Below are 11238 nucleotides of genomic sequence, written 5' to 3'. Positions count from 1 at the left end.
GCGTCGGCACCTCGGGGATCACCGGGGGCGGCTGGTGGCCGGGCGGCAGCGGCTGCATCAGACCGGCCTTCTGGTCCGCCGTGGAGCGGTAGTCCACCGCGCCCTGCGTCATCCGCATGTACGCCTCCTCCAACGAGGCCTGGTGCGGGGAGAGCTCCCACAGGCGTACGCCCGCGTCGTGGGCGAGGTCGCTGATGCGCGGCAGCGCGAGGCCGGTCACCCGCAGGGCGCCGTCCGGTTCCGGCATGACCTGGCCGCCGGCCTCGGTCAGCGTGGCCGTCAGCTTCTCCCGGCCGGTGGGCTCGGGAGTGCGCACGCGCGCGAAGTCGGCGGAGTTGTGGGAGATGAAGTCCTTGACGCTCATGTCGGCGAGCAGCTGCCCGCGGCCGATCACTATCAGGTGGTCGGCGGTCAGCGCCATCTCGCTCATCAGGTGCGAGGAGACGAAGACGGTACGGCCCTCGGCGGCGAGCCGCTTCATGAGGTTGCGCACCCACAGGATGCCCTCGGGGTCGAGGCCGTTGACCGGCTCGTCGAAGAGCAGCACCTGCGGGTCGCCGAGCAGGGCCGCGGCGATGCCGAGCCGCTGGCCCATGCCGAGCGAGAACCCCTTGGAGCGCTTGCCCGCCACCTCCTGGAGCCCGACGACCCCGAGCACCTCGTCGACCCGGCGGGCCGGGATGCCGGAGAGCTGGGCGAGCGAGAGCAGGTGGTTGCGGGCGCTGCGACCGCCGTGCACGGCCTTGGCGTCGAGCAGCGCGCCGACCTGGCGGGGCGCGTTGGGGAGCGAGCGGAAGGGGTGGCCGCCGATGGTGACATGGCCGGAAGTGGGCTGGTCCAGGCCGAGGATCATGCGCATGGTCGTCGACTTGCCGGAGCCGTTGGGCCCCAGGAAGCCGGTGACGGCGCCCGGCCTCACCTGGAAGGAAAGGTTGTACACGGCTGTCTTGGCGCCGTAGCGCTTCGTCAGGCCGACTGCCTCGATCATTCTCCAGCCCCATCGACGGTGTGGGTCGTCGGGGCGGTGGCCGATCGCCAGGGTGCCCCCGTATGAGTGAGGAGCTTATCCAGGACTTTACGGTTCCGGCCAAGCGATGACAGTTGGGTTACGTAGCGTTTTGCCCGCTATGTTCCTGGGTTCTCGCAGGTCGGCCGTCCCGCCGCGGGGCTCATGCGTCGCGCCTCTTGAGGACGAGGTAGCCGCCCGCGAGCGCCGCCGCCACCCACAGCGCCATGATCCCGAGCCCGGCCCACGGCCCGTAGGGCGGCGGCTCGCTGTTCATCGCGTTCGGCACCACCTGCATGATCTTGGAGCCCGCCTGGTCGGGGAAGTAGCGGGCCACCTTCTTGGCGCCCGGCACCGCCGACAGGATCTGCGAGATCAGGAAGAAGAACGGCATCAGGATGCCGAGCGACAGCATCGAGCTGCGCAGCATCGTGGCCACGCCCATCGAGAACAGCGCGATCAGCGCCATGTAGAGCCCCGCCCCGACGACCGCCCGCAGCACGTTCGGCTCGCCGATGGTGGTGCGGTGCGGGCCCAGCAGCGCCTGGCCGAGGAAGAAGGAGAGGAAGCTGGTCGCCATGCCCACGGCCAGGGCGAGCGCGGTGGCGACCAGGAGCTTGGCGAAGAGGAAGGTGGCTCGCTGCGGCACGGCGGCCAGCGAGGTGCGGATCATGCCCGAGCTGTACTCGGTGCCGACCACCAGGACACCGAACACCACCATCGCCAGCTGGCCGAGCACCATCCCGGAGAAGCTGACGTAGGTGGCGTCGAACGTCATGCGCTCGGCCGGCTTGAGGTCGTCGAACTGCGACCTCATCAGCGCGCACAGGGCCGCGCTCACCGCCACCGTCACGACGAACGCGCAGATCAGCGTCCAGGAGGTGGAGGAGACCGTACGGATCTTGGTCCACTCCGACCTGAGGACCGCGGGTACCGACGCCATGGGTCAGACCCCCTGGTCCGGGCTGTCCCCGGCGCCGCCCCGGGTCCGCGCCCGGTAGCCCTCGCCCCAGTTCGGCGCGGGCACCGCCGGGGGCGGGCCGTGGGGGGTGTCGGAGTGCGCGTGGTACTCCACCGATCCGGCCGTCATCTGCATGAACGCCTCCTCCAGCGAGGCCTGCTGGCCCGACAGCTCGTGCAGCACGATCCGGTGCTGCGCGGCCAGTTCGCCGAGCCGCTCGATCCTGCCGTTGTCGACCTCCAGGGCCCCGTCGCCGGTCTGGGTGACGGCGACCCCGGCCCCGGCCAGCACATCGAGCAGGTGTTCCCATTGGGGGGAGCGCAGCCGTACGTAACTCCGTGAATTCTGCCGAATGAAATCCGCCATCGATGTATCGGCGAGCAGTCGGCCCTGGCCGATGACGATCAAATGATCGGCCGTCAACGCCATTTCGCTCATCAGGTGGGACGAGACGAAGATCGTTCTGCCCTCGGCGGCGAGGGCTTTCATGAGATTGCGGATCCAGTGAATTCCCTCGGGGTCCAGACCATTGACGGGTTCGTCGAACATCAGGATCTCTGGGTCACCGAGCAGCGCCGAGGCGATTCCCAGCCGCTGGCCCATGCCCAGCGAGAACCCCTTCGACTTCTTCTTCGCCACCGCCGTCAGACCGACCGTGTCCAGGACCTCCGCGACCCGGCGCTCGGGGATCCGGTTCGACTGCGCCAGGCACAGCAGGTTGTTGTACGCGCTGCGACCGCCGTGCATCGACTTGGCGTCCAGGAGCGCGCCGATGTACTTCAACGGCTCGTCCAGGTCGCGGTAGTGCCGCCCGTCGATGCGCACGGTGCCGCTGGTCGGGTTGTCGAGGTCGAGCATCATCCGCATGGTGGTGGACTTGCCGGCGCCGTTGGGGCCCAGGAAGCCGGTCACCACGCCCGGCCGGACCTGGAACGACAGGTCGTCGACCGCGGTCTTGGAACCGAAGCGCTTGGTGAGACCGGCCAGCTCGATCATGCGGCCACGATAGGGGCCGACAAAGCCCCCCGCCACCGGAGTGGCGAGGGGCTTTCGACGTCACCGACGCAGCCCACGGGGGAGGAGCTGCGGCACCGAGAGGACTAGCGGGACTGCTGCGCCGGGACGCCGCGCGAGACGGGCTCGTCGTCGACCGGGGAGCCGGCCGCCGCGACCGCCGCGCCCGTGAGGGTCGCCAGCATCTCGCGGACGTTGGTCAGCTGCGCGTTGATCGAGTCACGGCGGTTGGTGAGCGCCGCCAGCTCGCGCTCGGATTCCGAACGGATGCGGTCGGCCTTGGCGTTGGCGTCCGCCACGATGTCCTCGGCCTGGCGCTGGGCCGTCTCGACCGTCTGACGGGCCCGGCGCTCCGCGTCCGTACGCAGCTTCTCGGCCTCCAGGCGGAGCTGCTCGGCGCGGTGCTCGATCTCGGCGAGACGCTTCTCCGCCTTCGCCTGACGCGAGGCCAGATCGCGCTCGGACTGCTCACGGCGCTTGGCGAGGTTCGTCTCGAAGTCCGCCGCCGCCTGCGCGGCCTTGGCGCGGGTCTCCTCGAAGAGGGCGTCCGCCTCCTCGCGCTTGGACTGCGCGTCCTTCTGCGCCTCGGAGCGCAGCGTGGAGGCGTCACCCTTCGCCTTCTCGACGATCCGGACGCCCTCGTCCTCCGCCTTCGCCTTGCGCTCGGCGGCGAACGACTCGGCGTCGTTGCGCACCTGCTGGGCCGCCGACTCGGCCAGCTCGCGGTGCTGCTCGGCGGCGCGGCGCGCCTCCTCGCGCAGGTCCTTCGCCTCTTCCTCGGCGAGACGCAGGATCTTCTCGACCCGCGCGCCGAGACCGGCGTACGACGGCTCCGCGTCGCTCACCTGGGCCTGGGCGTTCTGCGTTTCGAGGTGCAGTTCCTCGATGCGCTTTTCCAGAGAAGTGATCCGTGCCAGAGCGCTGTCACGGTCGGCGACGAGCTTGGTAATGCGGTCGTCCACCTGACCGCGGTCGTAACCACGCCGCACGAGCTCGAAGCCGAAGGGGGAGGAAGTGTCGCTCATGGGGTTCCTGTCGAATGAGACCGGTGAGGTGATAGGGGGAATCCTAGGGGCCCAGGCGGCGCGGCATCGAGCGTATGCCCGTTTGATCTGGAGAATGTCCAGCCTTTTGAGTGGCTACCCCTCCGAGGACTTGCCACTCGAACGGGTTCCTCCGGCCGCCGCCCCCGCCTTGGCCGCCTCCTTGCCGCCGGAGGCCGGAGCCTCGAACGACTCCAACGCCTCCAGGACGTCCTGGACACGGGAGATCTCCGCGTTGATGTCCGCCCGGCGCCGGACCAGCACGTCCAGCTCGCGCTTGCCCTCGTCGACCGTGCGCCGCGCCTCGGCCGCCGCCTCGTCGCGCAGCTTGGTCGCCTCGCGGATCAGCTCGGCCTTCTTGGTCTCCGCCTCCTTGAGCAGCGCCTCGGCCTTCTTCACCGCAGCGATCCGCACCTTGCTCGCCTCGGAGTTGGCGTCCGAGAGCAGCTCCTTGGCCTTCGCCTCGGCCTGCTCCGTCTGCTCGGTGGCGGCCTTGACCAGCTTGTCGACGCGCTCGCCCGCCGTCTTCATCTGCTCGGCGCTCTCGCGGCGGGCCCGCTCGTGCAGCTCCTCGATCTCCGCCTCGGTCCGCGCGCGCATCTCCTCGATGCGCTCCCTTATGGCCGTCGCGTCCGCGCGCGCCCCGGCGAGCAGCTCGTCCGCGTCCGTACGGGCCTTCTCCACCAGCGTGTTGCCCTCCACGGTCGCCTCCGCGACGATCCGCTCGGCCTCCTTGCGGGCGGCGCCCACCATCGTGTCGGCCTGCTCCTCGGCCAGCGTGGCCGCGAGCAGCGCCTCCTCCTGGGCCTTGGCCATGAGCTGGTCCGCCTGCTCGGCCGCGTCCGCCCGGCGCTTGGCCGCGGCGGTACGCGCCTCGTCGAGCAGCCGGTCGGCCTCCTCGCGGGCCTCGGTACGGGTCTGCTCGGCCGCCTCCTCGATCCGGGCGCGGCTCTTCTCGGCCTCCGCGCGGATCCGCTCGGCGGCCTGCTGGGCCGAGCCCACGGTCTCGGCGGCCTCGGCGCGCAGCCGCTCCGCCTCCCCGTTCGCCTCGGCGAGCATCCGCTCGGCCTCGGCGGTCGTCTCCGTGACCAGCTGGTCCACCTGGGCCGCCGCGTCCGCGCGCCGCTTGTCGGCGGCCTTGCGCGCCTCGTCCAGGAGCCGCTCCGCCTCCGTGCGCGCCTCGCTCAGCAGCTCCTCGCCCTGCTCGCGGGCGTCGGTGACCGTCTGCTCGGCCTCGGCCGCCGCGGCGGCCAGGACCGCGCCCGCGTCCGCGCGCGCCTCGGTGGTGACGAGCTCGACGTAGGTGTCGGCCTCGGAGGTGGTGCGCTCGGCGTGGGCGGTGGCCTCCGCGAGCAGCCGGTCGTGCTCCGACTGGCCCTCGTCGCGCAGCTGCTGAGCCTCCGCCACCAGCCGCTCGGCGGTCGCCGTCGACTCGGCGGCGAGCCGCTTGGCCTCCGCGGTCGCCTCGCCGACCAGCCGGTCGGCCTGGCTCGCGGCGTCGCTGCGGATGCGGTTGGCGTCCTCGCGGGCGTCCGCCCGGGTGCGGGCGGCGTCCTGCTCGGAGGAGGCCAGCGCGTCGGAGGCCTCGGTACGCATCCGCTGCGCGTACTCGGAGGCGTCCGAACGCGTCTTCTCCGCCTCCGCGATGGCGTCCGCGACGGTCCGCTCGGCGAGCTCCCTGGCGGCCTCGGTCTCCTCCTGGGCCCGCGCCCGCAGCCGCTGGGCGTCCTCGGCCGCGCGCTCGCGCTCGGCGTGCGCGTCGGCGCGGACCCGGTCCGCCTCCTGCTGCGCCTCCGACTTCGTACGCTCCGCCACGTGCTCGGCCGTGGAGCGCAGCCCGGCGATCTCCTGCTCGGCCTCCTCGCGCAGCCCCGCGACCGAGTCCCGGACCTGCTGGGCGGTCTGCTCGGCGGCGGCCACCAGCTCGGTGGCGCGCCGGTCGGCCTCCTCGCCGAGCCGTACCGCCTCGGCCTGCGCCTCCTCCACCCGCTTGCGGGCGGAGGCGAGCAGCTCCTCGCTCTGCTCGCGGGCCTGGGCCCGCTCCTGACCGGCCTCGGTACGCGCCGAGTCCAGTGTCTCCTCCGCCTCGCGGCGCCGGCGGGCGGCCTCCTCCTGGGCGGCGGCGAGCGCCTCGGCGGCCTCCGCGCCGACCCGCTCGGCGGCGGCGGCGGCCTCCGCGCGCATCCGGTCGGCGCTCTCCTGCGCCTCGGACTTGAGGCGCTCGGCCTCCGCCGCCGCCTCGGACCGCAGCCGTACGGCAGCGCCCTCGGCCTCGGCGCGGGCGGTCGAGGCGTCGGCGGCGGCCTCGGTACGCAGCCGCTCGGCCTCCTGCTCGGCCTGCGCCGTGAGCGTACGGACCCGCTCGGCGGCCTCGGTGCGCAGCCGCTCGGTCTCCTCGGCGGCCTCGCGCCGGATCCGCTCGCTCTCGCCGCGCGCCTCGGCGAGCGCCTGCTCGGCGGAGGCGTGCCGCTGCTCGGCCTCCGTGTGAAGCCGCGTCAACTCGGCGGCGGCGTCGGCCTGGCGGGCCGCGACGGCCCGGTCGGTCTCCTCGCGCAGCGTCGCCGCGGCCTGCTCGGCGGCGGCCCGGACGGCCTCGGCCTGCTCCTCGGCCTCCGCCCGCATCCGCTCGGCCTCGGCCCGGGTGCGCTCCAGGGTCTCCTCGGCCTGCTTGCGCAGGGTCGTGGCGCGCTCCATGGCCTCGCCGCGGACCCGCTCCGACTCGGCGCCCGCCGAGGTGCGCAGCTCCTCCGCGTCGGCCTTCGCCTTGGTCAGCAGCTCCTCGGCGGTCCTGGCCGCCTCCTCGATCTGCTGGACGCCCTCGCGGCGCGCCTCGCCCCGGATGCGCTCGCCCTCGGCGACCGCCTCGGCCCGCAGCTGCTCGGCCTCGCCGCGCAGCCGGCGCGCCTCCTCCTGGAGTTCGACCGTCTTGGCGCGGTACTCCTTGGTGTCGTCCTTGGCCGCGCCCTTGAGCTCGTCGGCCCGCTCCTCGGCCTGGACGCGCAGCCGCTCCGCCTCGGCATCGGCCTCGCGGCGGATCCGCTCGGCCTCCTCGGACGCCTTGCGGGTGGTCTCCTGGGCGTCCGCGGAGGCCTTGGAGAGCACCTCCTCGGCGGCCCGGGCGGCCTTGGCGAGCTGGGCGGCGGTGTCCTCGGCCGCGCTGGTACGGGCCTTCTCGGCGGCCTCCGCGACCAGCCGCTCGGCCTCGGCGCGGGCGTCGGCGAGCGCCTGCTCGGCCTCCGTCTTGAGCGCCTCGGACTCCTTGGTCGCCTCGGCCACCAGCCGGGCGATCTCGGTCTTGGCGGTACGGGTGCGCTGCTCGTTGGCGGACTCGGCGCCCGCGAGCTGCCTGGCCGCCGACTCCTTCGCCTCGGCCAGCACCTTCTCGGCCTCGGCACGCGCCTCGCGCAGCGCCGACTCGGCCTCCTGCATCCGCTGCTCGGCGGCCCGGCTCAGCTCGGCCGCCTGCTGGCGCGCCTGGTCGGACTCGGCGGTGGTCGACGAGCGCAGCTGCTCGGCGTGGGAGGTGGCCTCCTGGGCCTGCGTGGAGGCGGCGGTGAGCAGCCGCTCCGCGTCCTTGCGGGCGCGCAGCAGGATCGCTTCGGCTTCGGTACGGGCCGACTCGGCCTCGGCGCCGAGGCGTTGACGGGTCTCCTCGGCCAGCCGCGCGGCCTCCGCGCGGGCGGCGGCGAGCGCCGCCTCGCTCTCGGCGCGGGACTCCTCCAGCAGGCGGCGGGCCTGCGACTCGGTCCGGGCCCGCAGCTGTTCGGCCCACGCCACGTTCTCGTTGACGTGCGACTCCACGGTCGCGCGCCGCTCGGCCAGCTCCTGGTCGAGCCGCTGGCGGCGGTTGACCGCCTCCGCGTGCAGCTCGGCCTGGAGCCTGGCCTGGTGCTCGGCGTGCTCCTGAAGGATCCGCTGGGTCTGGGCACGGGCCTCGCGCAGCTCGCGCTCGGCGTCGTTGCGCAACTGCTCGGCCTGCATCTGCGCGTTGCGCAGCAGCTGTTCGGCCTGGTAGCCGATGTCCGCGGCGTCGTAGGCAGGACGCGTCGCGAGGTTGCGGCGCGCCTCGTGCAGCTTGGCGCGCAGCACCTCGACCTGGTAGCCGAGGTCCTCGGCGTGCTGGACGGCCTTCTCCCGCTCGGTCTTCAGCCGGTCCATCTCGGCCTCGAACCGCGAGAGGTGGTCGTCAGGCCGGTGGCTGTCCTGGCGTTCGTAGCCCCGCACTGCGCGGTCCCATCCGTCCCCTGGTCGCGAACACTGCCCGTACGAGCACCGTCCGACGACGGACGGGCCCCCGGTGAATGGTGTCAGATCGACAAGGGGGCGTGGGTCCCAGGCCCCGACCCGACCCCGGCCCGGAAGGGCCCACTGTACCGGCCCCGGAATCCGGGGGTCAGTGCTCCGCCGCCGAGGTGACCAGTTCGGTCAGTACGCCGTGGCAGTCCTTGGGGTGCAGGAACGTGATGCGGGAGCCCATCGAACCGGTGCGCGGCTCGTCGTAGAGGACCCGTACGCCCTTGCCGCGGACGACCTCCGCGTCCCCGTCGACGTCGGCCGTGCCGAAGGCGATGTGGTGCACGCCCTCGCCGTGCTTGGCCAGCCACTTGGCGACGGTGGAATCCTCCCGGGTGGGCTCCAGGAGCTGGAGGTAGGAGGCGCCGCCGTCCGACGTATCGTTGATCTTGAGCATGGCCTCCCGCACGCCCTGCTCCTCGTTGGTCTCGGAGTGGAACACCTCGAATCCGTACGTAGCACGATAGAACTCGACGGTCCTGTCGAGGTCGAAACAGGCGATCCCGATGTGGTCGATGCGCGTCAGCATGGGACCAGTGCACCGCTCCGGGAGGTGGTTACGCAACGTGCGCGCGATCACACCGGCTGCCCGGTGACGCCCCGCGTACCGCTCAGTACATTCATGTAAACCCTCGTTCACTCCTCATCCCCAAGGGGCCGTGCCTCATGTCTGGAACGACCGGTACCACCTCAGTGATCGTCGCGGGCGCCCGCACGCCCATGGGCCGACTGCTCGGCTCCCTCAAGTCCTTCTCGGGCGCCGACCTCGGCGGCGTGGCCATCAAGGCCGCGCTCGACCGGGCCGGCATCGGCGGCGACCAGGTGCAGTACGTGATCATGGGCCAGGTGCTCCAGGCCGGCGCGGGCCAGATCCCCGCCCGCCAGGCCGCCGTCAAGGCCGGCATCCCGATGAACGTGCCCGCGCTCACGATCAACAAGGTCTGCCTCTCGGGCCTCGACGCCATCGCGCTCGCGGACCAGCTGATCCGCGCCGGCGAGTTCGACGTGGTGGTCGCGGGCGGCCAGGAGTCGATGACCAACGCGCCGCACCTGCTGCCGAAGTCCCGCGAGGGCTACAAGTACGGCGCGATCGAGATGCTCGACGCGATGGCGTACGACGGTCTCACCGACGCCTTCGAGAACATCGCCATGGGCGAGTCCACGGAGAAGCACAACACCCGCCTGGGCATCGAGCGCGCCCCGCAGGACGCCTTCGCCGCCGCCTCCCACCAGCGCGCCGCCGCCGCCCAGAAGAACGGGCTCTTCGAGGCCGAGATCACCCCGGTCGAGATCCCGCAGCGCAAGGGCGAGCCGGTGGTCTTCGCCAAGGACGAGGGCATCCGCGCGGAGACGACCGCGGAGTCCCTCGGCAAGCTGCGCCCGGCCTTCGCCAAGGACGGCACGATCACGGCCGGCACCTCCTCGCAGATCTCCGACGGCGCCGCCGCGGTCGTGGTCATGTCCAAGGCCAAGGCGCAGGAGCTGGGCCTGGAGTGGATCGCCGAGATCGGCGCGCACGGCAATGTGGCGGGCCCGGACAACTCGCTCCAGTCGCAGCCGTCCAACGCGATCCGGCACGCCCTGTCGAAGGAGGGCATCGGCGTCGAGGACCTCGACCTCATCGAGATCAACGAGGCGTTCGCGGCGGTCGCCGTGCAGTCAATGAAGGACCTCGGCGTCTCCCCGGAAAGGGTGAACGTCAACGGCGGCGCCATCGCCCTGGGCCACCCCATCGGCATGTCGGGCGCGCGCGTGGTGCTCCACCTCGCGCTGGAGCTGAAGCGGCGCGGCGGCGGTACGGGTGCGGCGGCGCTGTGCGGCGGCGGCGGCCAGGGCGACGCCCTGATCATCAAGGTCCCCGGCAACAAGTAGAGGCCGCTCCCGCTGTACGTACGCAACGACCCCTGAACCGAACGGAGCGGCAATGGTGGACGTCCCCGAACTGGTGGCACAGGCGAGGGAGGGCCGGCCGCGGGCCGTGGCCCGGCTGATCTCGCTGGTCGAGGGGGCGTCCCCGCAACTGCGCGAGGTGATGGCGCACTTGGCTCCGCTGACAGGCGGGGCGTACGTGGTGGGTCTGACGGGCTCGCCGGGTGTCGGCAAGTCGACCTCGACGTCGGCGCTGGTGACGGCGTACCGGCGGGCGGGGAAGCGGGTCGGCGTCCTCGCGGTCGACCCGTCCTCGCCGTTCTCCGGGGGCGCGCTGCTGGGCGACCGCGTCCGCATGTCGGACCACGCCTCCGACCCCGGTGTCTACATCCGCTCCATGGCGACCCGCGGCCACCTGGGCGGCCTCGCCTGGTCGGCCCCGCAGGCGATCCGGGTCCTGGACGCGGCGGGCTGCGAGGTGATCCTCGTGGAGACGGTCGGCGTCGGTCAGTCCGAGGTCGAGATCGCCTCCCAGGCGGACACGTCGGTGGTGCTGCTGGCGCCCGGAATGGGCGACGGCATCCAGGCGGCCAAGGCCGGGATCCTGGAGATCGGCGACGTGTACGTGGTGAACAAGGCGGACCGGGACGGCGCGGACGCGACGGCCCGGGAGCTGAACCACATGCTGGGCCTGGGCGAGTCCCGGGGCCCCGGCGACTGGCGACCGCCGATCGTGAAGACGGTGGCGGCCCGCTCCGAGGGGATCGAGGAGCTGGTGGAGGCGCTGGAGAAGCACCGGGCGTGGATGGAGGAGCGGGGCGTCCTGGCGGAACGCCGGCTGGCCCGCGCGTCGCGCGAGGTGGAGACGATCGCGGTGACGGCGCTGCGGGAGCGGATCGGGGACCTGCGGGGCGACCGCCGCCTGGACGCGCTGGCGTCCCGGATCGTCGGGGGTGAGCTGGATCCGTACGCGGCGGCGGACGAGCTGGTGGCGGGGCTGACGGGGGAGTAGCCCCCACCCCGCTTCGGGCTCCGCCCCGGGTCCGGTGGGG

General features: G+C 72.7%; 8 protein-coding genes. 2 read left to right on the top strand and 6 right to left on the bottom strand.

The window, feature by feature from the left end; genetic code table 11:
- From ACJA3G_RS18565 to mce, 6 genes are all read right to left on the bottom strand, one after another.
- Positions 1-988 (bottom strand): ABC transporter ATP-binding protein (locus ACJA3G_RS18565; protein ID WP_406554123.1); only part of this gene is annotated, 988 nt, incomplete at its 3' end.
- A gap of 181 nt (positions 989-1169) precedes the next feature.
- The gene (locus ACJA3G_RS18560; RefSeq protein ID WP_406554122.1) at positions 1170-1949 is read right to left on the bottom strand and encodes an ABC transporter permease subunit; all 780 of its coding nucleotides are present in this window, start codon (positions 1947-1949) and stop codon (positions 1170-1172) included.
- 3 nt (positions 1950-1952) lie between these two features.
- The gene (locus ACJA3G_RS18555; RefSeq protein WP_406554121.1) at positions 1953-2963 is read right to left on the bottom strand and encodes an ABC transporter ATP-binding protein; all 1011 of its coding nucleotides are present in this window, start codon (positions 2961-2963) and stop codon (positions 1953-1955) included.
- 104 nt (positions 2964-3067) lie between these two features.
- The gene (locus ACJA3G_RS18550) at positions 3068-4006 is read right to left on the bottom strand and encodes a cellulose-binding protein (protein ID WP_369376280.1); all 939 of its coding nucleotides are present in this window, start codon (positions 4004-4006) and stop codon (positions 3068-3070) included.
- Positions 4007-4120: 114 nt separating this feature from the next.
- On the bottom strand, positions 4121-8248 hold the full coding sequence (gene scy, locus ACJA3G_RS18545) for a polarized growth protein Scy (protein WP_406554120.1): 4128 nt from the start codon (positions 8246-8248) through the stop codon (positions 4121-4123).
- A 169-nt stretch (positions 8249-8417) separates the two neighbouring features.
- Positions 8418-8846 carry a methylmalonyl-CoA epimerase gene (gene mce, locus ACJA3G_RS18540; RefSeq protein WP_406554119.1) on the bottom strand — a complete coding sequence of 143 codons (429 nt, stop codon included), beginning with the start codon at positions 8844-8846 and terminating at the stop codon, positions 8418-8420.
- Between the two features lie 137 nt (positions 8847-8983).
- Here mce and ACJA3G_RS18535 point away from each other — a divergent pair, with 137 nt between their 5' ends.
- Positions 8984-10189, top strand: a complete 1206-nt coding sequence (locus ACJA3G_RS18535) for an acetyl-CoA C-acetyltransferase (RefSeq protein WP_406554118.1) — start codon at positions 8984-8986, stop codon at positions 10187-10189.
- Positions 10190-10241: 52 nt separating this feature from the next.
- Complete coding sequence (gene meaB, locus ACJA3G_RS18530; RefSeq protein WP_406554117.1) at positions 10242-11198, top strand: methylmalonyl Co-A mutase-associated GTPase MeaB; 957 nt, start codon at positions 10242-10244, stop codon at positions 11196-11198.
- The last annotated feature ends 40 nt before the right edge of the window (positions 11199-11238 follow it).

This window comes from Streptomyces sp. YS-3 (assembly GCF_045257485.1).
Classification (GTDB): domain Bacteria; phylum Actinomycetota; class Actinomycetes; order Streptomycetales; family Streptomycetaceae; genus Streptomyces.
The sequence above is the reverse complement of the archived record's forward strand: the minus strand, read 5'-3'. Positions and strand labels throughout refer to the sequence as shown.